We start from the raw sequence: 24522 nt of genomic DNA, 5'->3' as shown, positions 1-24522 counted from the left end.
GAAATCCGCGCTATCGAGTTCTTAACTTCTTTGAATAATTATTTTGAAGATCAGTTACCTCAATATTTTATTATTCTATATCATTTAATTCGTTATCCTATTAATTCCTATGTTGACCTTTAGGTCTTACAGGTATTGGAGTTTCGCCAGGGTGAGCTTGATTCCAATCTCTTATTCTATCGGCATACGATTTTTCGAAAGTACTCCACCATCGATTTCCAGATGCCGACTGAGGCATTACTTGCACAGTAGTCCCTTGCGGAGAGAGCACATGTGCCTGACCTTCAACATGTCCTACCTGAACATCTCTACCTGTTGCTCCTGGAATAGCTGGTCCATCTGCAGTACCATGTTTTTCTGCCCATCTTTGAAATCTTTTTCTAAGCGAAGCAGTAATACCATCTGATGTCGCACCTGTAACAATTTTCTTTCTTAGTAGTGCTCCTTTCCAAACATGGAATTCTGGTTTACCATCTGGCCCAATAGGTAATCTTCTAGGATTATCTGGCAACTGTAACACGGGTTTGGGAGCCGCTGTCACTGGTGGTGGCGAAGCGACAGGAGGCGAAGCAACGGGAGGCGAAGCAACGGGAGGTGCAGATACTGGAGGTTTTGGTGCAGGAGGTTTTGGTGCAGGGGGCTTTGGTGCAGGAGGTTTTGGTGCAGGAGGATTTGGTTTAGCAAGTGCACTCTTTACATTGTTTAGAGAGGCTTTTGCTCCTGCTATAGTTGACACAATTGCTGCTCCATCCAAAATAACATCTGTAACAGCATTTCCTATTTTTGCACCTGCATCGGGTTCATCACTATGAGTCGAATAATAAGCTATATCTCCAAGTCCATTCCCAGTGTTTTCTACAAGACCAGCAAAACCCTTAGCAGCACCTACTAAACTTTTGAGAGGAGCCTCCCCTCTACGTTTTAACGCGGCAGTAAGTTTGTCTTTTGACCCTTCTTCATTTATATGAGTTATACCATAAGCTATATCCCCTAAATCTTCACCCTTTTCTTTTAAACTATTTAAAGTAGAATCGACTATAGCTTCCCCTCTATCATTTAAATTATTCATAACTGCTCTGGCGACTGGGTTCGAAGGATTAACCGCGCTATCTAATGTTTCAAATACAGCCCCTCCAGGTTTAAAAGTATCCCAAAAAGATTTTCCTTCATGCCCGGTAGGGTCATATAAATTAATAGGGTTATTACTTACATAACTATAAACATTTATTCCATCATTAACTCCACTAGGATCGGCACTTAACCATCGTCCTAACCATGGTAAATAATAGCGTGCACTGTGGTATGCTAATCCTGTTTCTTCATCCCGTTCCATACCGGTATACCGGTAGCGTTTGGCGGCCGCTTTGATCGCTGCATTTTTGGCTTGATAGGCCGTGGTACCATAAGGATGGTATTCTTCGTAACTTATAACCGTCGCATTTTCATCAAGTTCGAGGCTAGAAGATCCGAGGTGGTTACTTAATTGATATCGTATCGTTTGTACCGGTGTGGTTCGGCCAATAGAGATCCCAAGCAATACTTTTGATTCGGTTTCTGTATCAATCATAGCAATGCGCTGTTGATCATCCATGACATGCAATGTTTCTCGTTCTAACCCATTTTCATGTCGATACACCTCATACCCTCCTACATAGATACGTTCATCTTTTTGAGTTGGGGTATTGCCCGCACCTGCCTGATTTTCGGTTATTTTTCTAGCTCGTTGCCCACTACCATCATATACATAGTAGGTCATTTCGGGAACACCACCATCGGTTCGTACTTGTTTCGCACTCACTGTAAGTTCCTCTTTAAAATTCCATTGCATTAGAGGTAGGTGAGGCATCGCTAGTATATATCCATGCTGTTGATGATGCATATACTCATGCGTATAATTACCAACTTCGGTACTTTTGATCCGATTATTTTTGGTCTCATACACATAATCCCGTGTCCATGAACTAGGGCCTGCCATATGTTTCATCTGCATTATATTACCTACATGATCATATTGATAGCGTTGCGTATAACTATGCATTGCCATTGGGTCATTAGGATTGTGATTAAATTTGGTATTGCCATCGCTCCAATTATCACCAGTACTAAAGTCTGTGGTATAGGTACTTTGTTCCCTACCAACAGCATGAATCAAGCGATATAAGGCATCATAGGTATACTCATTTTTACCATTTATTTTTTGGTTATTATAAAACACTACGGGGATTGCTTTGTCCTGTATTTGAGTTATATTCCCAGATGGGTCATAGGTATAATTGAGATCTTGTAGTACTTCTCCATTATTTTTTATACTTCTAAGTTGTTTTAGGCGAAAAGTTTTGGGGTCGTATTTGTATTGTGTTTGTATCTGGTTTCCGTAGAGGATATTTTTACGTTGCCCTTTTTCGTCATAATTGATGTTTTGTACATAATTTGTGGTAGTATTCTCTTTTTTGACTTCAACTTTTTCTAGGAAACCTGCGGAATTAAAAAATGGCATATGCTCACTACCATCAGGTTGTATCTGTTTGATCGGGCGATTTAATGCATCATATTCAGTACTCGAAGTAAAGCTATATTTGGCCCCTTCTAATAGATCATCAGGATTAACAACATTCCAATTAGGCGTAGTTTTGTATTCTTTTGCAAATATTCGAGTTGAAGAAAGTACATTTCCTTTAAAATCGTATTGATCGGTTACTATTTTGCCAGCAGTATCATATACTGTAATTGCCTTAGCTCGTAGGTTATTTTGTTTGTCATTGGGTTGCCCCTCTCCATATTCTATTTTTTCGTATAACACATGAATGGGAACAGTTTCTTCTCCTCCTTTTACCCATTGTTCTATAGGTCGGTGTATAACATCATATACAAACGAGAATTCGTATTTACGCTCATCCCAGGTTTTGACCGGATTGCCCAATACATTCATAAACATCCATCGTTTACCTGCATCCATGCTCGTTTGCACAACGCGATGCCCTAAAAGGTTATATTGATACTGCATTACTGTATTGCCTCTGGCATCAATTACCGCTAGAGCATTACCCTCAATATCAGTAATGGCATAGGTATATGAAAATTCTTCTATAGTTTGCTCATTGGCATCTTTAAATCGGTTATGATCAATGGCAACAGCTGCTCGACCTAAGGTGTCTAATACGACGCAGGAAGGGGTATTATCATGTATTTCTGTTTTTAAGGCTGCCTTCTTTTCTGGATTATTATCAGCAAGAATCATTCTTTCTTTATACCATGCACTATCTTTTACAGTATCATTGGTGTCATACGAATATTGTTTCCAGGCATCATACTCTATTTTTGTACATGTTCCATTAGGTAATTCGGTTTTGATAGCTCGCCCAGCTACATCGTAAAATAATAGTGGCGTAACACCTGTTTCTACCAAACCTGCAGCATCTTCATATACAGGAGATACTGAAAAATAAGGTTCATACTGTTTTATTGGATTTCCTTTATTATTTAAAACCGTACGTCCATTACCTACCCACCGTAATTGATTGGCAGTATCTACTTCTTCTATTTGCCAGTTATCATTGGCTAGAGGAATTGCTTTTTTGGCAATGCCAGACTCAGCTTGTACCTTGGCCATTGCCACATTACCCAAACCATCACTATACTCAAAACCGATTTGTAAAGGGCCATCCTGATTTTCGGTGGCATGTTGTTCTCTACTAATACTAGCCACTACAGTTGGTATTTGATCAAAATTGTAAATCAATCTGCTACTTGCCGATTGTAATAAGTCTTTTGCTAAGCTTTGTAGTTGGGTATAGTTACAAATCTCATGTACCTGAGCAGTAGCAAAAAAATTATCAATTAGAGATTGCTCATTACCACTGGTTATTTCGGTTAAGCCAATTAAAGTATCTCCTTCTTCACCTATATTATCATTATTAGTATCCTTACCTTCTATCGCCATAGCTTTTACAGATCCCAGCTCATCTAGTATTGTAGCCGATATATTATCATTGATATCCATCATTTTTGTAGGAGAAAATGTGCGATAATCGAATTCTAGTACTTTTGTTTCATTGCCTATTGCATCCAAAGTACGGTTCACAAATAACAAAAGTGGATCATAAAACACTTCGGATTTGGTACCAAAAGGATCAGTGTATGATATTGGATGTAGAAAACGATTTTTCACATCCTCTATAGTTTCTCCCGATTTAATAAATTGAATGGTTCCTGATCTAATCCACCAATGCGTATCTTCCTGATAATATTTTGCCAGTAACATATCCTGATCGGCCACTTCAAAGGCTTGCGAATGATCACTAGGAGTGTATATATCTTGTAAAAGATTAGGAGTAAATGCCAATTGGTAGCTTTCATAATTAATTCCCCAAATCCCTATTTTACCATCGGCTAATGGTATTTTTAATTCATTATCATAAAACTTAGTTTTTACATGCTCAATTAACCTTTTTTGTTGCTGAGCGTCATTGGTTTTTTTATGGTACTCGATTTCAGGTAATGCATCTACAAGATTTTTAAAATCATCGATAACAAAAATATTATTCCCAGGAGTGAGACCCGTTAATTCATATGTTCTGGTTTGCCAACCCTGTCTTAATATATAATGTTCGTCAGTAATGATGTCATCGGTATAATCGGTTTTTATATAGGTAATCCAGTTTTTTTGTTGAGCATTACGAGCGTGCTGTTTTGCTTGGCGAGCTGCCATTGTATCACTCTGGGAATCATTTAATATCTCTTCTGTTTGTATACGTGGATATACCACAGCAACCGATTCAAGAACATTACCATATTCGTCTATTTCGATATTTAAGGAATGAGCTATTCTGGGATCTTCAGGATTGCGTTCATAAGCATAGGTTATAGCTTCGATTTCTTTTACTATAAATACAGCATGTTTATTCTGATATTTTGGTTGTAGTAATTGAATTTCACAATTATGGGTAGCCACACTATAAGGAGTAGCTTGCTTTTTTAACTGTTCAAGATCATTTTCGTCTTTTGCATCCAAAGAGAATACCTCGGTACGAAGTACCATTCCTTTACAGGCTCTTAGCGCTTCTCTATATTCCTGAACATCTAATGTGTCTATATTAAAATCGGCTAGATGTTTTGCTACAGATAGTACTGCATCTGGTAATTCATATTCGATAGGGTCGACATCAAATCCTTTTTGTACAAACCCTTCGTACCAATATTCTTTTTTAAATTGGGTGATTATTTTTTTGACATCGAGAAAAGCTCCGGTATGATACCAGGTTTTGGTCAGTACTGGCGGTTGGTGATCTTCTTTGGTTACCACATTACTCGCTCCTGTTTTTTTAAAAACTTCAAAAAACTCGCTATCTCTTTGTTCTACTCTACCAAAACCTCTAAATTCTCTTTCGGCATGATCATAATATCCATGATGATACGAGTATTCTGTAGCAAATCTAACTTTGGTTACTTCTTCGGTTATAATGGTTTTACTTACACACTGTACAGGAAACGGTAGTTTGGTTATCCATGGCTTTCCTTCTTGCTTATCCTTAAGGTAGTAATATGTCGAACTCTTATATTCTACCTGGCTTTTCTTACCTAATCCGTTTTCATAGCTTTTCATGATATGTGGCTTAACACCTCCCATAAGATCTATATATCGCATAGGGGCATTTTTATAAGCCGGAAGCTCTGAAGACCAAACAATACTAGAGGTACCATTACCCAATAGATCAGTTATTGTAATTTTATTGGGTTGTTCTGTAGTAAAGAATGGTCCTATGTCTGTTGCATCGCTCCATGCATTTCCGCTATGGTTAAGATATGCTTTAAACGTGTTTTTACCCAGGTATATAATATCCGATACTCCTGTTCCGCTAATATCTGTAATCTGTATGTATTGAGGATTAAAAAGTTCTGGAGTATCAAACCAAGGGGCATTTCCCATAGTAATTTTGGCACTAAATCGGCCATAACCCAGATTTGCCCAATAGCATATTTCACCATTCATAATTCTTACAATATCTGTAAGACCGTCTCCTGTCATGTCTGCCAAAAAAATACGTTGTTGTTGATCTTGAAAAACTACTGCAGGTCCGGATTCATCATCATAAGGTTTTGGTACAAATTGCGCACTATCATAACCAATTTTTCCTTTGTTTTCATACCACCAAAAAGCTCCATGGTCACTTAAAATTACTTCTGGTTTTCCATCTCCATTAAGATCAAATATGCGCACATTGGGATTACGCAGATCTATACGTAGTTCTTTTAAGAAACTCTTGAATGGCTGCCATTTGCCATCATCATTTAATTCAAAATATCCTTGCTGTCCGGGAGCATGTACTACAATTTGTTTTAATCCATTAGCATCCAAATCTTGTAGTTGCACTACTCCATTATTAATTCCTAAAGATGAAGGTTTAGGGATAATCGCTTTAGCATTAGTAAAACGTACATTTCCATGATTATCTTCTCCTAAGTTACTTTTATAATACCAGGCATTGGCCTGCTCTGTGAGAATTCCGTTAATTCCTTCATTATAAAGATCTACCCATTGATAATTACCTGAAAGGCCAGTAGGAGCATGTCTCAAATTTTCTTCAGAAACTTCTTTTACCTCCGTATTCCAATGCAACCATTGATAATCAAAAGTCATTTTAGGTAATGCTTTTACAGCATAGGTTGCGTCAGGTTTTCTAACATATCCTTTTTGTGTAATTCCTACCAAATAGGTGAGTTCTGCAGGACGATCTGTCTTTTCTTTTAATGATGTTGAAGACAAATACTCAAAATCTAATGATCGAACCAAAGTTGGAGTACCTGTATGTAACTCTGGAAAAGTATGAAACATCAATATTCGTTGACATAATCGATTGGTACGAATTTCAAAACCTGATCTGTACGAAGAAAACGGGTCGTTGCGATAACCCCATTGTTGTGCATAAAATCCATCTGGTGTTGGTACCTCGTTATTATGCTCACCATAATCAAACACCAATTCAAAATGACATGGGTCATTCAATGGTTTTTCAAACATGTATGGTTTTTGAGTGTTAGGAAAATAAGGGTTTTGGTTTCCATACGTGATCCGTTTTAGGTATCTATTTGTAAAAGATGCTAAGCCGTTAATTCTATTTTTTTCATAAACTTCGTTTGCAACATTATCAAGGTTTTCTTCTTTATATTCATAAGAAATGTAATTCCCTTTATTATCATATGAAAACTCTGGTAGCCACTCAAAAACTCTTTCTTCATCTTCTGGATCGACTATGCGAGCGTTTAAAGAGTAACCATAAAATGTAACCTGATCATTAGGTGTCGTTACTTTCCAATATACACCCTGATCAGAATGGCTGATTTTTTCAATTTTTGCAAACCCTCCTTCGATACGGGGACGGTACTTTTTAATTGTATAACCATCAATTTGATTAATTTTTGTTTCCCATTTTTCAGAAGATGCTTTTTCAATACAAGGAACCAGGTCTTCTACCCCAGAAAAAACAAATGTATCCTCAGCAAGATCATCATTTAGATATTTAGGCAATCCCTTGTCGGTTTTTCTTTTTATAGAAGATAATCCCATAGACCAACCTATGCCAAACACACTGTTACCTACTCCAGAATTATAACTCAATCCTATCGACGGAGAAAAACCGTTTCGGCCTGGAGAAATGGGTAATGGAATACTAAACCCTGCTGTACCATTGGATGGATTTACTTCAAATTTCTCATCGATCCCTTTTAAGGCGCCCCCGCCTTTTGGGAGCGAAATTGAAGGAACCTCTATTGCATTAGACTGTGTTGCGTTTTCTTTTGTAAGAAGATCAACATTTGTTGTTGACTGCTGTTTCCCGGTATTTTTATCCTCAGAATCATTTTTTAGCATATCAAATAATTTGAAATTATTTATATTCTTTTTCTGGGGTTATCAATTATAATAATTGATTTAATTACGTGGGGATTACTTCTTGCACTGGAGTAATATCGAACAAGAAAAATATTAGTACATACAGAGTTATAACAGATTCAAAACTCTAGCACTGCATTAAAGAGGAGTTAAATATAAGAATATACACACCTGAATTACAAAGGGTTAATCACCCCTATTTTAAGGAAAAACACTGAGTTATTTGTAAAACTAATCCAATATCCATCCATCTATGTATGGCAGTAGCATGAATGATTTAAGGAGGATTTTAATAACCGAAACAAATCTACCATTCGACTACACTTATCTACCATTCGACGAAAGACAATGATTTTACATGAATAAAAAAACCATCTTAGCATAATTCAAAAATTATGTTTACCTTAAACACATATTAGATATGAGCTTAAATTTTTTATTAATCGATGATGACGAAATAGAACGATTAAAATTTGCGAGAGTTCTGCAAAAAAACAATTACCCCTACAACATTATTGAAGCCAAAAATGGAGAGGAAGCACTCGATGTTTTAGCTAATAAAGAACAATTACCAGATATCATTTTTCTGGATCTAAACATGCCAAAAATGAACGGCTTGGAGTTCTTGACAGCACTAAAATCAGATGACTCTTTGCGATATTTGCCAGTGGTTATTTTAAGTACTTCTAACAATCATCAAGATTTAAAAGAAGCTTATAAAATTGGAGCGGCAGGATATATTGTTAAACCATTAAAATATGAGGATTACGCATATAAAATTAAATGCCTTGTAGATTATTGGACCGTAAATGAGCTTATAAAAGGATAAATTATAATTTATATGAAGGGTATTGTATTTACAGAATTTTTAGAATTGGTAGAAGACAAATTTGGCTTAGAAGTTGTCGATAAAATCATAGAACAATCTAATCTCCCATCACAAGGAGTATATACCGCTATTGGTACTTATGATTTTTCTGAAATGCTTGGTTTGTTAAAACATTTAAGTGAACATACACAACTAAGTATTGATGATCTTCTTCTTGTTTATTCTGAACATTTTTTTAGTGTTTTGGCCAGTAGTTATCCTGGTTTAATCGATAAATATAAAGATCCGATAGAACTGTTATCTTCTATTGAAAATCATATTCATGTCGAAGTTCGTAAAATATACCCAGACGCAGAATTACCCACTTTTGAAGTACTCGAAAAATCAGAATCTAAATTAGTCATGATCTACAAATCTAGCAGAGCCATGTATAATTTTGGATTAGGCTTGATGCGCAAAACTTTTGAACATTTTGACTCTACAGCACACATTTCTCTCGAAAAATTAAAACCAGATGGAACCGAAGTGAAATTTAGTATTGTTAAGACAAATGAGTGATGAAGAAATACGCATACTGAAAAGAGCCCTTCAAAGACAAAAAGATGCTAGAAAACAAGCAGAACAGATCCTTGAAGAAAAATCCCGAGAACTCTATACACTTACCCAAGAATTAAAAGAAACTAATGAAAAATTAGAATACAGGGTAGATAAAAAAGAATCTGAACTACAGGGAGTGTTTGATAATTTGGTCGACGCATATGTCCTTATGGATATCATGGGTAATGTTTTGGAAATGAATCATGCTGCCAACACATTATTTGGATACGATATAACGCAAGAAGACTTAAATGTCACCAGTCTTATCTATAAAGAAGACATCAAATATGCTATGACTTCTTTTCAAGAACTTGTGGTAAAAGGATCATTTTCAGATTATCAAGCTCGAGTATATACCAAAAATAATGGAGTAAGAACTGTTCATATCAATGCTAGTCTTATAAAAGATAAAAAAAACAATCCTATAGGAGCACAAGGTATTGTTAGAGATATAACCGATGAACTTTTACAAAAACAAATATTTGAAGAACAGAAAAAACAGCTTTCTGTAATTGTAGAAAATTCTTCTCTAGGTATCGCTCTCACCCAATTTGGTAAAATACTACAGACCAACAAAGCCTTTCAAAATATCTTGGGATATACCGAACAAGAACTCCTTGAAAAGGACGTAAAGGACATTTCTCTAAAAGATGAATATGATCAAGCTGTTGATAATCTTGAGAAAATGAATCAAGGAGAAATTGATAACTTTTCGATAAACAAAAGGTATGTTAGGCAAGATCAGTCAACTTTTTGGGCTAAAACCAATGTTGCTGCAGTACGAAATCAAGACGGAAACATCAAATATCAGGTAGCTTTAATAGAAGATATTACAGAACAATTGGAGTTTGAAAAGCAGCGTGAAAAATTAGTAGCAGATCTCGAGAAAACCAATGAAGAGTTAAAAGATTATGCCCATATCGTATCCCACGATTTAAAATCTCCTTTGAGAAATATCTATGCTCTTGTAAATTGGATTAAAGAAGATTATGGAGATGTTTTTGATAAAGGAGGACTAAATCATTTATCAATGATTGAAAAAACTTTGGAGAAAATGGAGACCTTAATCAATGACATTCTTAGCTATTCGAGTGTCAACAATAAAGAAAATCTTGAAAGTAAAAACATAGATCTTAACAACCTTATTAGTGAAATCAAAAACGTGATATTGATTCCCGAACACATCGCAGTTTCTACTGTTAAACCATTACCGGTAATAAAAGGCGATGCTACAAGAATACAGCAATTGTTTCAAAATTTAATTGGTAATGCTGTAATCTATACCGATAAAGAAAATGGGATCGTAGAAATCGATTATAAGGATCAAAAAACACATCATCTTTTTACAATAAAAGATAACGGTGTAGGAATCAAAAAAGAACATCACAGTAAAATATTTAAGATGTTCGAATCTGTTGGTGATAATGAAAACTCATCTGGAATAGGACTTGCTATCGTAAAGAAAATAGTAGATCTATATGAAGGAAAGATATGGTTAGAAAGTACCCTAGGAATAGGTACAACATTTTACTTTACACTAAAAAAATAAACCTTATGAGATTTCAACAATTTGAAAAGAAGAAAAATCAAGAGTGGACTGCCAAAGAGAAAACAGAAATAACATTAAAAAAACCCCTTGTGTTGGTCTTTGGAAATCGATATGCATTAGAAAATACGAATATTTATAATGAAGTAAAAGAACTCTTTCCTGATGGTGAAATTGTTTTTGGTTCTACCGCTGGCGAAATTATTGGAGGCAATGTTCTTGATGAATCTATAACGCTTACGGCAATAGAGTTTGAAAAAAGTACTTTTTCTGTTTTTAGAGAGAATAGCCTTGACAATGATAAAGATGCCATACAATTAGGACGTAAACTTATCAATAAGGTACCACAAAAAGGATTAAAACATATTTTCATTGTTTCTGAAGGAAGTTTTGTAAACGGTTCGGCATTAATTGAAGGTCTCGAAACCATGACAAATGACGTAGCAATAACAGGTGGTTTGTGCGGTGATGATTCTAGATTTGAAAAGACCATTTCCGGTTATAATGAAAACCCTAGTGAAGGAGAAGTAGTATTAATTGCTTTTTATGGCGAATCTCTCGAAATTAGTTTTGCGCAATATGGTGGTTGGACTCCATTTGGACCAGAACGAATGATTACCAAATCGGATCATAATATTTTGTATGAATTAGATAATCTACCGGCTTTAGATTTATATAAAAAGTATTTAGGAGACAAGGCTGCAGAACTTCCTCAATCTGCTTTATTATACCCTCTTAGTGTTAAATCTAAGGATAAAAAAGAATCTATTGTTAGAACCATACTAACTATCGATGAAAAAGCCAATGCCATGATTTTGGCAGGTGATGTGCCAGAAGGATCTATCGTACAGCTAATGATGGCCAATATTGATCATATTGTTGATGGAGCTTTACGAGCTGCCGAAATAGGTATGGAACATAGAAAGAATAAACCAGAACTAGCATTATTAGTGAGTTGTATAGGTCGAAAATTAGTAATGGATCAACGTGTCGAAGAAGAGGTAGAAGAAGTTATGGAACATATAGGTTCTCAATCAACTGTAGCCGGATTTTATTCTTATGGTGAATTAGCTCCTTTTTCTGGGAATATAAATTGCGAATTACATAATCAAACGATGACATTAACTCTATTTAGTGAATAATATGCATTCATTATTAGCACGACAAATTAGAAAATTCTTACATGTAAGCGAGGAAATCAAAGAACTTGAAGAAGTTCAAAAATTTCTTAATGCTGTAGACAAATCTTATCATAATTTTGAAGAACAGTTCAGCATGTTACAAAGAGCTATGTCTATAAGCTCTCAAGAATTATCAGAAGCAAATCATCGACTACGACAAGAGGCAGAACAACAACAAAAGGTAATCGCTAGTCTAACCGATGCCACTAAAACATTACAATCACTAACCATTAAAAATCCAAAAGGTGATAAACAAGGAAAAGAGCTTAGCGGTATTGAACTCGCTTCATTAATCGAAGAACAGGCAATTCAGATTTCAGAAATAGAGAAACAAAGAGAACTACTATTCAAAGATTTAGAAAAAAGTAATAAAGAACTTAACGATTACGCACAAGTAGTCTCGCACGATTTAAAATCTCCTCTTAGAAGTATTAATACGCTTATTGCATGGATCAAAGAAGACTCTGAAGGAAGTCTAGATACGTCAACAGTGAATAATCTTAATCTCATCGATCAAAATATTGAAAAAATGGATAACCTAATCAGCGGGATTTTAGAATATTCAATCATTGATGATAAATCAAGGAATCTTGAATCTGATATTAATGTAACCGACTTGGTCGAAGAAATTGTATACCTCATGCAACTTCCAGAAAACATAACTATCCATGTTCCCAGTTCGCTTCCTATCATCCATGCCGATCCATCTAGAATAAAGCAAGTGTTTCAAAACTTACTTAACAATGCTTGTAATGCTATAGATAAAGAGAAAGGAGAAATAGAGGTTCTATTTGAAGATCTTCCTGGTTTCTGGAAGTATGGAGTTAAAGATAACGGAAAAGGGATTCTTAAAAAATATCACCATAAGATATTCGAAATATTTCAAACTCTAGATGATGAAAAAAAATCTACAGGGATAGGGTTATCCATTGTCAAAAAAATTGTTGAATTTTATAATGGTAAAATTTGGTTAGAATCCGAAGAAAATAAAGGAACTACATTTTACTTTACTTTAAAAAAACATAAATGACCGAAACCCCTAATCTAAAATATATCAAAGACTTGGCTGCAGGATCTGAAGATTTTGAAAAAAAACTTATCAGTATCATAAAGCGTGAGTTTCCCGAGGAAAAGAAAGAGTTTCTTGCGAATTATAATAGTAAAGTATTTACTAAAGCTGCTGAGAATGTGCACAAACTAAAACATAAAATTGGAATGCTTGGATTTGAAAGAGGATATCAGGTTGCTATTGACTTTGAAGAAGGATTAAAGGAGGATAATCCAGTATTATTTAAAGAATTTATATTAATTTTAGAAGCTATAGAAAAATTCCTGAAGGGAATATAAAAATAATTTACGTATATGAATTGCATTATTATAGATGATGAAGAAACCTCAAGAGCAATCATTCAACAGCTTTGCTCACAGGTTGATCAACTTGATGTTATAAATGAATTCCCTAATGCCATACAGGCAATGAAATTCCTTAATACAAATTCGGTTGATCTTATATTCTTAGATATTCATATGCCCGATTTTACCGGTTTTGATTTTATTCAGACTTTAAAAAACCCTCCTAAAATTGTTCTTATTACCTCTGACAAGAATTTTGCGCTAGAAGCCTTTGAGTATGACTGCATAGTTGACTATTTGGTAAAGCCTATAACATTACCTCGGTTTCTAAAAGCAATTCAAAAAGCAGAAAGTAAAGAAACTTCGGTTTCTACAAATTCTACAGAAAGCGTATCAGGAATATCTTCTGAAGAAAACGATCTGTATGTCAATATTGATCGTAGACTCATTAAAATTGACATCCCTACTATTAATATTATTGAAGCTAAGGGTGATTATATATTAATCAAAACAGAAAACCAGAACTACACTGTGCATTCTACCCTTAAAAAGATTGAAGAAAAGTTACCCGATGATCTTTTTCTAAAAGTACACCGCTCATACATCATAAATACCAAGAAAATCATTGATATAGAAGACAATAGCGTTCTTATCAAAAAAGATGTAATCCCAGTAAGTCGTTCTAATCGTCCAGAGTTAATGAAACGACTCAACCTATTATAAACCTTTATCTTTTCTATATTTCCATTCGTCTATAGCAAACGTCCAGTGACCGAATAACGATCATCTTCATCGTGCTTTTGAACTAGTTTTGAGTATTCTGAAACCCAAAAACTAAGTACTATGAAAAAAATTACTCTTCTACTAGCAATTCTAGTGACCACGATTTTAAGTGCACAACAACCCTTTGATTGTGCCGAAGGTAATTTTTACCAGGTGATCTCTGGAGTATTAAAAGCATATGACCCTGTAACTGGTGGCTACTCTGATGCATTGCATAGCTATTCTGCTTATAACGCAGGGGGATATAATGCAGTTGACAATTATCTATACGCCATAAAAAGAAGTGACAAACACTTGTTACGAATAGGTAAAGATGCGGTTGTCGATTTGGGCGCTTTAACTCCTGCTGGCAATACAGCCTTCGGAGGTGGTTATGCTGCCGATGTAGATCCAGAAGGTAACCTATGGGTATTTCAAAACAACAATAAAAAAACATTTCATAAAATAACGAACTTACAAGATTATAATGGTTCTTCTTCACCTGTTTTTGAGGTTATCGAAGCCAATGTAGCTTCTCCTAGTACTTGTGCCGATATTGCTTATGTAAATGGAGCTTTTTATGGTGGTAGTAGAGGGAAAATTTATAAATGGGATCTTTCTTCAGGATCTCCAGTGTTTACCTATAAAACAGTTGCTAATCTACCCAAAAGCACTTTTGGCGCTGCTTATGCAGATGCGAATAATCGACTTTATTTTTCAGATAATAATGGTGGTTTATACCTTATTAACGATTATGAGGGTAATACACCAACGGCTACTTTACTTAATCTTACCGAAACAACTAACTCTAATGATGGTTTTAAATGTGCTAATGGTATTTCTCCATTAGACAAAGACCAAGATGGTATATTAGATTCTATGGATGCGGATTGTGATGGTGATGGAATATTAAATATCGTAGAATGTAATGGAATCGATCCTTATGGAGATGATGATGGGGATGATTTGTTCAATTATCTGGATAATGACATAAGCGGTAATGGTGATAATGTAGTTCAAGACATTTTTGATAGAGATGGCGATGGTATGCCTGATTTTTTAGATATTGATTCTGATAATGACGGAATCTATGATATTGTTGAAACGGGACGTGGGGATAAAGACACAAATAATGATGGTGTATGTAATGGATCTGATGCCAATTTTCAAGATAGTGATAATGATGGGATAGCCGATGCTTTTGATGCAGATCAAACAGGAAGTACGTTTATACCAGTAGACACTGATAATGACGGTATTTTTGATTGCTATGATACTGACTCTGATAATGACGGAATTGTTGATATTATAGAAGGACAGTATAGCGACTCGTACAAACCATTATCTAATAAAGATGAAGATAATGACGGATTAGATGATGCTTTTGATCCTGATTTTGGAGGTACTCTTAACGGAACAGTAAACACCGATGGTGCAGATAATTTTGATCACTTAGATACTGATTCTGATAATAATGGAGTACTTGATACTACTGAAGCTTATGATAGTGATGGTGACGGAATTGCAGAAACCACAGCTTCTGGTAATGATGCTGATCAAGATGGATTAGACGATAGTTTTGATTTAAGAAAAACTAGTCTTTCTCCAGAAAACGGAGGACAAACCCCTGATAGTTTCCCAATTCCAGAAATATGTGACCGATATAATTATTTAGGCGAATTTACTGCAGATGGTGCACCGCTATACTTAGACGAAAAAGATGTTGTTAGTGAAGAAACCATTGATATGATTAATGATGCGTTACCTGAAAGTTATCCGGTACCAGATTTTAATCCTCATTACATCTCATCAGGATATGATACCGATGTAGTATTACAAGAAGAAGCTGATATATGGGTTACTTTTGTAGGCGAAGGAGCAGGATACAAAAACACATTAGGATTTTATACATATGATATTAATGATCCAAATCCAGCGATGCCCGTTCCTGAGGATATCACTATTATTTTCCCGAATGTTTCGGCAGTAGGAAGCGGTGGTAGTCTAGAAGTTGGAGATAAGGTAAATATTGGGCGATTTGCTCCTAACGTTGGGATTGGATGGGTTTTACTTGCCAATGCATGGTCAGATGGATGTGTAGGAACAGGAAACTGGCAATTACATTCTAATGCGGATTATAATCCAGAAAGCGACCCTAACTTACGTTATCATAATGTTTTATTATCTGATCCTAATAACCAAAGAATAATCCTTGGATTTGAGGATATCAGAAGAGATTATGCATCTTGTGATCAAGATTTTAATGATGCTTTGTTTTATATCACAGCAAGCCCTTATACGGCAATCAAAACAGATAATTATGTTGATATTGATACTGCTACAGATGTTACTTCGGCAAATGATGGAGGATTAGAAAGTAATGGTGATTTGGCTAACCTTATTGCTAAACGAAATTTTAATAGAACAAAAACAAATTCATTCTATAACACTAAAAAATCACAACAACGTTTTCAACCAGAGACTATGTCCTATAAATCTGCTAGTGGTGATGATTTAAGTGTATATTTCCCAAAAACAGGAATAATTGGGAACGAATCTACTTATGTATCAAGTCCAGAAGATTTAATCGGAATTACAAATGCACAGGCTATATTTTCTGTAGATTATTACCAAGCCGAAAAAAGAGTAGCTGCGGCATTAGCAACAGTAACCAAGGGAGGTATTTATGATCATTCTAAGACGATTTGTGATCGATTAAACGGTTCTAAACTATTAGATGTGCGAACAGTAATGATCAAAAATCATACTGTAGTAAGCACAAGAATTGAAAGAGCTAGTGGAGAAATTGAATATGCATTGACATTTTCTGTGAAGAAAGGAGAGTCTGAAAATGAGATCTATAGTTTATGGAATATAGCTGATTACCCTGAAGGAGATTATACAAACTTCCAGGTATGGGGTGGATCCGTATCCCAAGTAGCTAATATTGCTAATCATATCCTTAATAAATTCGTATCGAACAAACCTTTAAGAAGTCATAAAGTAGCGAATCGTGTTCCTACAGTTTTTGTACAACAAGGGTGGTATTCTAACGGAAAATTAACATTGCATATGGTAAATAAGCAAGCTGCTCAACACATGGTTTTCGATAGTAATATTAGAAAAACAGAAATATCAAAAGAGCAAAACTATACGCAAACAGTAGCATTATCTGGAGCATATAATGAACAAGTTACTGTAGAAACTGGATACTTATTTGACATTGGGTTTTCGATCAAAGGAGAAAACTCTACCCAACTAGATGCTTTATACTTGGCAGACGGGCCTTGGGGAATAGATTATAAAGAAGAAACTGTTGTTATTGAAAATTTCGAAATACTTGAACATAACTCGATAGAACAAAAAAACACCTATATCGTTGAGCGTAACGCCAAAGTAAAAGGTGAAGTAAAAGAAACTTTAAATTTATTTAGAAATATATTGGCAGGAGAATTAACGCTAGATGTATCTGAGTATGAAGCATTACAATTTGAAATGCAAAACGATAATGATGTAGAAGTTATTTTGGTAACAGAAGGTCTTACCGACTGGAACAATAGACTTAGATTTAAAATACCTGCATCTACAGATAAAAATGTACATACAATTAAGTTTACAGATTTTGTAAATGGAAATGATCAAGCCGAAATACTTAAAAAAGTAAGAAGTATCGTATTTTCTGTACAAGGAGATTATCAAAACTTTACTCCCTTTACTCTAGAGATATCTGCATTAGCATTTACAAAGCAGGTAGATACTGAAACAGAAGAAGAAGAAGAAGAAGAGGAAGAGGAAGAGGAAGAAGTTCTAATCGTTATGGAAGAAGAAAATTTAATAACTACGGCTAAAAATTATCCTAACCCATTTGTTACTCATACTACTATTGAAATCCCAGGAATTCATGAAAAAATAGAGATTGAGGTAGTGGATATGGTAGGTCGAATAGTGAGAAAAGAAATCTTAATGGTAAATCGAAATACAGTTATTTTTGAAACTAGAAATCTAACACCAGGAATTTACCAATACATGATAAGAGGCAATAATAAGCAAAGATGTAAAGGACGTTTATTTATAACAGAACAGAATTAGTGTTTCAGGATTTGGGTAAATGGCGAGAACAAAATCACTTTTTGTTCTCGCTATTTTTTTGTTCCATTATTTTTTTATCAAAAATAGGTTTCCTTAAAAAATGCCATTTTAATTTAAACCCTAATTCAGTAAATTCGAAACCAGCTGCTGTAGCTGATGCTATGTTACTGTATTTACCGTAAATCGTAGCTTTAAAACGATCCGAAAACTGATACATAAATTTTCCTTCGGCCCTAAAAGTAGATGAACTAGGATCATCCTCGACAAACTGTCGACCTAATGCATTACTTAACGAATATGACCATTTTTTGTTTGAATCACTGAGGATTTCTAAAAACACTTCTCCAAGATTAAATTGTGAAGGACTGAAATAAATAGTAGGCACCTGATTTTCAAAAGTGATATATTGATAATTAATCCCTCCCTTTATCACTGGTCTTCTTAAAAAGGTATAATATAAAGAGGTAAACAATAGATTCCTTGAATTATCATCTGTCTGAGATGTATATATGTATTGTGTATACCATCCCAAATTAAAATTAGTTCCTAAATTATAATTTAAAATAAAATTGTTCATTAAAATTTCTCTATTCAACAAGTCTGCATTAAAATTTTGTAGATCTCTTTTAAATCCAACATCAAGACTCTGAAGCCTAAAAGGCTTTGTTTTAAGCATAACCTCTGCAACCAATGCATTAAAATCTGTAGTAAAACCTTTGGCACTTGTTATCCCTACCTTCGAAAACAAGGAAATTTTACCATTATGTTTATATAAAAATCCTGCCGAAAAATCATGAGAACTAGCCTCAACATTTGTTATGGTGTTTTTTGTAGTTCTATAATCATATTGTACTTGAGGAATAAACTTAACAGACAAAGGGATTTCGGCTCTTACGGTAACATTAAAAGCTTCATTATCTCCATTATCAAAAGTATAGGCCGTTTTTTCTTCTAAGAATGGAGTATGAGATTTCTTAAGAGTTTTGATCAATTTTTCGGCATCGGGTTGTTTGGGATAATATTTCAAGGTTTTAAAAGCATACTCATAAGATTTCATATCCAGCCCCGCAGCTCTATATGCATTTGCAATTCCTAAATTACCATCAAACGAATTTTGTGATGTATTCAAAATAGTATTATATCTATCTAAACTTATTCCAAAATTACTGGTATACATACCATAGGTAGCTTCAAGACTCAAAACTCTAGCTTCATTTGGAAGTTTGGTTTTCAATTTTCCTATCTCTGTTTTAGCTTGAGAGAATTTTCTATTCCAGAGTAAGGCTTGTATATAACGTTCTTGGGTAGATAACCATAAATTTTTATCATTTTTAAATCGTGTGACTTTCTTTTTTGATATTCGTGCCAATTGCAGAGCTTTTTTATCTTTATATTTTTTATGAGCCAATAGTGCCAATCCGTTAATGGCTGTAATACTATCTTTTGCATTATTTGCAAAACCCAAATAGCTTTGTTCGGCCTCAGTATATCTATTGGTAAGAAGAAAAATATTTGCTTTGTTTAGCAGTGTTTCTTTATCATTAGGAAAATCCTTAAGGTTTTGATCTAGGAGTTCTAATGCTCTTTTGTATTCTTTATTTTGAGATAAGATAGATGCATATCCCAAACGAATATATTTTTTGGATAATAATGCATTCGCATTCCCAGGGATAATTTTGAGCGCTTTATCTACCCATTCTAACGCTTCAGGGTATTTTTTTAAATTAGACAATGTATTGGCATATCCCAAAACTCCAGCAAAACTTGTAGGGTTTTCAACTACTAATTTTTCGTAAAAACCTTCTGCATTATTAAACTGTTTATCCCAAAGAAGAGATTCGGCATAGTTTAATTTAATTTCAAAATCATTTGGGTACTCCTCTTTTAATTTGGTGAATATAGTTACAGCCTCTTTAGCATCTCCCGATAAACCCACAGCTCTACCATAACATAGTCTGGCAGTTTTATTTTCAGGAAATTCTCCAAGAATATTCTCAAAGAACTCTTTGGCTTTTACATATTTCCCTGTTTCTAAATAATTGAAACCTTGTTTCATATCCTGTGAGAATAACGATGAATATAATAGTAAAAATACAAGGGTTAGAAAAAATGACTTTAAGTGCATTATTTTTTGTGTAAAAGTGGATTAACAATGTTAAAGTAAGCATTACTTCAAAAAGTCACTATTAAAATGCACATAAGTTTTTTATTAGACTAACAGAGTTTTTTAGATAATCTATCCAATTTGATTTTTTTAACATTTTATTACAAAAAAGTACTCCAAAAGAGAAGGGAAAACCTCAATTTTTAACACAAAATTGATACGGAAAACCTCATTGTTATTAACTTTAGTAATATTAAACCTACATTTTTGTGATGAAAAATGTTAAAATTTCAGTAAAAAACACTCAATTTTCGATGAAATACATGGTTTTTGGTGTTTCCTTACAAAAATTGTGGTTTTACCATAAATAAATTTTAAAAATACTTTTTAGTTTTACAATGTGTTGAGAAACAAAATCTTATCACAATCACAAATAGAAACTTCGTCAAATTGCTAAATTTTCTTCTACACCCCAGAAGAACGTAACATTAAAGAGTTTAGTAACCCTATTTATATATAAAACTTATTACAGTAAGTTTTCGTCAAAATGTCAAATGGTCTTCAAAAAACCCTAGAAGAATGTTTAACATATTAAAGATTAGGCCCCAAAATAAAAAAGCCTTCTTTAAAATTATACTTCAACACCCCAGAAGTATACCCAAATCTTAAAGAAATATGACGAAAATTACCGGAATTATTATTCCATGCTATAATGAATATTATAGACTGGAAAAGGAAAAATTTTGCAAATTCATTAAAGAAAATTCAAATTATCATCTTTGTTTTGTTAACGATGGCAGTTCTGATAATACATTAGAAATGTTATATGATCTAAAACAATTTGACCCCAATAAAATAACTGTACTTAACTTAGAAACTAATCAAGGTAAAGCTACAGCAGTACAAACCGGAGCCAACTATCTTGCTCAATTAAGCTTCATTGAAAACATTGCATTTCTAGATGCAGATCTATCTACATCTTTAGAAGAAATGGATAATCTGGTACAAAAATTAAACAATAACCCTAGACTATCTATGGTTTTTGGATCCAGAAAAACTGAAGAAGCTAATAATATAGAAAGAAACTTTATTAGAAAATTGTTGTCAAATTTTGTCGGGTTTTTTATTCGCCATATCCTACAACTTCCTATTAAAGATACACAATGTGGAGCCAAAGTGTTTAAGAAAAATATTATCGAAAATGTGTACAGTCAAAGATTTATTAGCAGATGGTTATTCGATATAGAAATCTTTTTAAGACTTAAAAAACATATTGGATTAAAAGATCTTTTGAACTGTATCAGCGAAGAACCATTAGATAGCTGGATTGAAGTAGAAGGCTCTAAAATAACACTAAAAGATTCATTCCTAATCCCTATTAACCTTTTGGTAATATGGTTTAGCTACCTGAAAATAAGAACTTCAAGTAAAAAATTATCTGAAACATTTAAACTAAAATTAAATTACAATATGGTAAAATAACTACTATGCATTCGATTAACTAATGAAATATAATTACTTAAATAATCAAAAGTTATGTTTATAGGTAACTACGGTTTTCCATAACATATTTATCATATAGTTTTGGATATTAGGGCTAATCTGGAAAAATTATATTTATGGAAAATTTATTTAATACATACAAAGAAATTAAGTTAAAAGGCGAGATCGGAATTTTGAAACGGAATAATATTCTGAACAATTCAAAGAAAACCTATCATATAAAAGGGAAATTAAAATATGGGAAGTTAATTAGAGATGAATTTTTAAATAACGCAAGTGAACTTATCTATCATATAGAATATTTTATCTCCTATGACAACAATTATAGATATATAAAAATCAAAGATGAAAAAGAATCTATTTGCTATGAAAAAGAGGAATTACCATATATAAATATTTTTGAAGGTAATATCGTAAAACTAAAAACCGGAGGGCCTAAAATGGAAATAATAGGTTTTAATAAAGATTATGTCGAATGCCAATGGAGTGATCAATTTGGAGTTAAATCTGTATCCTATCCATATTACTCCCTTGAAAATGCTTCGGATTAATTTTCACTTTTTGTTTTCCTCTATACTCATGAGCATAGAATTGTTATTTAAAATTCATTAAATCACCAGTTAAAAAATCACTATAATATTTAAAGAAAAGCAAACTATAATTACATAATAATCAAATGATTACTATAAAATCACTCCAAAGATTATTAATACATAATTTTCACAATAGTAGCGTATCACATAGAGAAAAGATTTCTCAATTTCGTCAAAACCTAAATTCCGATTTGTTTTGGAATTTTTAAACTTCATAAAATCACATTTAGAGCCCGGGCTTTTATTTTTTTGACGTTTAACCAATTTATGAGATATGAAACAACACTACACTAATCAATGTATTTACATTGCTATTATCTTAATTCTTATTTTCTCATCTTGTGAGAAAGAAGATTTAACCACTTTTGAGGAACCGAAAATTCAAGAAGTCCTAATCCCAGAAACAGTTAAAGATACTACTTATACTGACAAAGAACTTTTAAAAGTTCTTAACGAGGAACTCGAGTTTTTAAAAATCGAAGAAAAAAACGGGATAGTTGATATTTCACACATGGATATTGTAAAAGAAAATCCTAAAAAAATTTATGTTCATTACCTTCCGTGGTTTCAAAGCAAGGATTATGATGGATATTGGGGACAACATTGGACAATGAACAATCAAGATCCTAATAATAGTGACTCTGATGGTAATGCGCAGATTGCCTCGTATTATCATCCTACAATTGGCCCCTATTCTTCAAATGATCCTGATCTGCATGAATATCATTTTCTTACCATGAAATTATCTGGAGTAGACGGAGTTATTTTTGATTGGTACGGAAGTAAAGATTTACACGATTACGGATTAATCAAACAATCTACAGAAACTTTTATAACTACGCTAGAGGATCTAGGGCTTAAATTCTCTATAATGTATGAAGATCGAGTTGCAAAACAATCCTCTGATGCTGGTTTGTCACCCAATATCATTGAAGCTGCTCAAGAAGATTTCTTATACATTAATGATACTTATTTTTCAAGTCCAGAATACTTAGAATACAATAATAAAAAAATGCTATTTGTTTTCGGACCACATTATATCACAACAGAAAACGAATGGAATCAAGTATTCGATATACTACCAACTCAAAATTACCCGAATTACTTAACATTATGGGCAGCCAGTGATCGTGTCGGTGCTAATTCATCAGGAGAATTTTTATGGGTAGATAAAGATCATTTGCTTGCGCATGAGTATTACTATAACACTTATGCATCACAAGACAAAATTATTGTCGGTTCTTCGTATCCAGGTTTTAATAGCTTCTATACCGAAGGAGGATGGTCTAATGGAGTAAATGATTGGGTTATTAATACTGATAACGGTAATACTTTTGTCGAAACATTAAATTATACACATCACGAACAATCCGATTTTATTCAAATTATTACCTGGAATGATTTTGGAGAAGGAACCATGATAGAACCAACACAAGAATTTGGATTCATGTACTTACAAATTCTTCAGGAGTATACTGGTGTTCCTTTTACTCCAGATGATCTTCAAGTTGCCGTTGATTTATACAACATTAGGAAAAAATTCAAAAACGATAACCAAGTACAGCGTTTATTAAATAGAACGTATAGATATGTAAAAAAATTAGAAGTCGAACGGGCTGATAAAGTATTAAAAGCGATAACACGCTTTTATTAATATTTTAAAAACAATTTTTACCGTATTAGGTTTATAAAAAGTTGGTTATAATACTATCATTTTTATACAAAATATATCACATTAATAAAAAAATGAATAGGCATTATTGTATTACCAAAAAGTCAAATTAGATTTTTTTAACATTTTATATAATATTTTTTCACAAAAAAGAGCAAAAAAACAAGTTTTTTTAACACAAAATTGATACGGGAAACCTCATTGTTATTAACTTTAGTAATATTAAACCTACATTTTTGTGATGAAAAATGTTAAAATTTCAGTAAAAAACCCTCAATTTTCGACGAAATACATAGTTTTTGGCGTTTCCTTATAAAATATGTGGTTTTGCCGTAAATGAATTTTAAAAATACTTTTTAGTTTTACAATGTGCTGAGAAACAAAATCTTATCACAATCACAAATA

The 24522-nt window shown here is 33.5% G+C and carries 13 protein-coding genes; 11 read left to right on the top strand and 2 right to left on the bottom strand.

All coding sequences use genetic code 11. The annotated features are described in order from the left end of the window. Nucleotides 1–100: 100 nt before the first annotated feature. Nucleotides 101–7867: a SpvB/TcaC N-terminal domain-containing protein gene (locus DK508_RS20225; protein ID WP_109302586.1), complete on the bottom strand. Its 7767-nt coding sequence runs from the start codon at nucleotides 7865–7867 to the stop codon at nucleotides 101–103. A 442-nt stretch (nucleotides 7868–8309) separates the two neighbouring features. On the opposite strand from DK508_RS20225, the gene DK508_RS20220 reads away from it, so the two are divergent. The 8 genes from DK508_RS20220 to DK508_RS20185 all read left to right on the top strand — a co-directional run bounded on the left by DK508_RS20220 (nucleotide 8310) and on the right by DK508_RS20185 (nucleotide 18245). Continuing rightward, nucleotides 8310–8717 (top strand): response regulator, encoded by a 408-nt coding sequence (locus DK508_RS20220; protein ID WP_109302585.1) that lies wholly within the window; start codon nucleotides 8310–8312, stop codon nucleotides 8715–8717. Nucleotides 8718–8729: 12 nt separating this feature from the next. Further along, nucleotides 8730–9275, top strand: a complete 546-nt coding sequence (locus DK508_RS20215) for a heme NO-binding domain-containing protein (RefSeq protein WP_109302584.1) — start codon at nucleotides 8730–8732, stop codon at nucleotides 9273–9275. Next, nucleotides 9268–10863 (top strand): PAS domain S-box protein, encoded by a 1596-nt coding sequence (locus DK508_RS20210; RefSeq protein WP_109302583.1) that lies wholly within the window; start codon nucleotides 9268–9270, stop codon nucleotides 10861–10863. Before DK508_RS20215 ends, DK508_RS20210 begins: the two co-directional genes overlap by 8 nt. A gap of 5 nt (nucleotides 10864–10868) precedes the next feature. Then, nucleotides 10869–12002, top strand: a complete 1134-nt coding sequence (locus tag DK508_RS20205; protein WP_109302582.1) for an FIST signal transduction protein — start codon at nucleotides 10869–10871, stop codon at nucleotides 12000–12002. 1 nt (nucleotide 12003) lies between these two features. Further along, nucleotides 12004–13071, top strand: coding sequence for an ATP-binding protein (locus tag DK508_RS20200; RefSeq protein WP_109302581.1), 1068 nt, complete (start codon nucleotides 12004–12006; stop codon nucleotides 13069–13071). Further along, complete coding sequence (locus tag DK508_RS20195; protein ID WP_109302580.1) at nucleotides 13068–13388, top strand: Hpt domain-containing protein; 321 nt, start codon at nucleotides 13068–13070, stop codon at nucleotides 13386–13388. The genes DK508_RS20200 and DK508_RS20195 overlap by 4 nt, the downstream gene beginning before the upstream one ends. Before the next feature lie 15 nt (nucleotides 13389–13403). After that, nucleotides 13404–14117 (top strand): LytTR family DNA-binding domain-containing protein, encoded by a 714-nt coding sequence (locus DK508_RS20190; RefSeq protein WP_109302579.1) that lies wholly within the window; start codon nucleotides 13404–13406, stop codon nucleotides 14115–14117. Between the two features lie 120 nt (nucleotides 14118–14237). Further along, nucleotides 14238–18245 carry a DUF4114 domain-containing protein gene (locus DK508_RS20185; protein WP_109302578.1) on the top strand — a complete coding sequence of 1336 codons (4008 nt, stop codon included), beginning with the start codon at nucleotides 14238–14240 and terminating at the stop codon, nucleotides 18243–18245. A 34-nt stretch (nucleotides 18246–18279) separates the two neighbouring features. On the opposite strand, the gene DK508_RS20180 is transcribed toward DK508_RS20185, so the two are convergent. Then, a complete protein-coding gene (locus DK508_RS20180) occupies nucleotides 18280–20301 on the bottom strand; it encodes a lipopolysaccharide assembly protein LapB (RefSeq protein ID WP_109302577.1) in 2022 nt (673 codons plus the stop codon). Between the two features lie 723 nt (nucleotides 20302–21024). On the opposite strand from DK508_RS20180, the gene DK508_RS20175 reads away from it, so the two are divergent. The 3 genes from DK508_RS20175 (at nucleotide 21025) to DK508_RS20165 (ending at nucleotide 24099) form a co-directional block, all read left to right on the top strand. Next, nucleotides 21025–21831, top strand: coding sequence for a glycosyltransferase (locus tag DK508_RS20175; RefSeq protein WP_109302574.1), 807 nt, complete (start codon nucleotides 21025–21027; stop codon nucleotides 21829–21831). Between the two features lie 137 nt (nucleotides 21832–21968). After that, the gene (locus tag DK508_RS20170; RefSeq protein ID WP_109302576.1) at nucleotides 21969–22403 is read left to right on the top strand and encodes a DUF2158 domain-containing protein; all 435 of its coding nucleotides are present in this window, start codon (nucleotides 21969–21971) and stop codon (nucleotides 22401–22403) included. A 316-nt stretch (nucleotides 22404–22719) separates the two neighbouring features. Further along, nucleotides 22720–24099, top strand: a complete 1380-nt coding sequence (locus tag DK508_RS20165; RefSeq protein ID WP_109302575.1) for a glycoside hydrolase family 71/99-like protein — start codon at nucleotides 22720–22722, stop codon at nucleotides 24097–24099. Nucleotides 24100–24522: the final 423 nt, after the last annotated feature.

Origin of the sequence: Aquimarina sp. AU474 (assembly GCF_900312815.1) — a bacterium.
Lineage (GTDB): Bacteria > Bacteroidota > Bacteroidia > Flavobacteriales > Flavobacteriaceae > Aquimarina.
The sequence above is the reverse complement of the archived record's forward strand: the minus strand, read 5'-3'. Positions and strand labels throughout refer to the sequence as shown.

Excerpts from the sequence above, each read along its gene's own strand:
- DK508_RS20165 (WP_109302575.1), top strand. The coding sequence starts at position 22,720 with ATGAAACAACACTACACTAATCAATGTATTTACATTGCTATTATCTTA.
- DK508_RS20195 (WP_109302580.1), top strand. The coding sequence starts at position 13,068 with ATGACCGAAACCCCTAATCTAAAATATATCAAAGACTTGGCTGCAGGA.
- DK508_RS20210 (WP_109302583.1), top strand. The coding sequence starts at position 9,268 with ATGAGTGATGAAGAAATACGCATACTGAAAAGAGCCCTTCAAAGACAA.
- DK508_RS20215 (WP_109302584.1), top strand. The coding sequence starts at position 8,730 with ATGAAGGGTATTGTATTTACAGAATTTTTAGAATTGGTAGAAGACAAA.
- DK508_RS20190 (WP_109302579.1), top strand. The coding sequence starts at position 13,404 with ATGAATTGCATTATTATAGATGATGAAGAAACCTCAAGAGCAATCATT.
- DK508_RS20205 (WP_109302582.1), top strand. The coding sequence starts at position 10,869 with ATGAGATTTCAACAATTTGAAAAGAAGAAAAATCAAGAGTGGACTGCC.
- DK508_RS20225 (WP_109302586.1), bottom strand. The coding sequence starts at position 7,867 with ATGCTAAAAAATGATTCTGAGGATAAAAATACCGGGAAACAGCAGTCA.
- DK508_RS20200 (WP_109302581.1), top strand. The coding sequence starts at position 12,004 with ATGCATTCATTATTAGCACGACAAATTAGAAAATTCTTACATGTAAGC.
- DK508_RS20185 (WP_109302578.1), top strand. The coding sequence starts at position 14,238 with ATGAAAAAAATTACTCTTCTACTAGCAATTCTAGTGACCACGATTTTA.
- DK508_RS20175 (WP_109302574.1), top strand. The coding sequence starts at position 21,025 with ATGACGAAAATTACCGGAATTATTATTCCATGCTATAATGAATATTAT.
- DK508_RS20180 (WP_109302577.1), bottom strand. The coding sequence starts at position 20,301 with ATGAAACAAGGTTTCAATTATTTAGAAACAGGGAAATATGTAAAAGCC.
- DK508_RS20220 (WP_109302585.1), top strand. The coding sequence starts at position 8,310 with ATGAGCTTAAATTTTTTATTAATCGATGATGACGAAATAGAACGATTA.
- DK508_RS20170 (WP_109302576.1), top strand. The coding sequence starts at position 21,969 with ATGGAAAATTTATTTAATACATACAAAGAAATTAAGTTAAAAGGCGAG.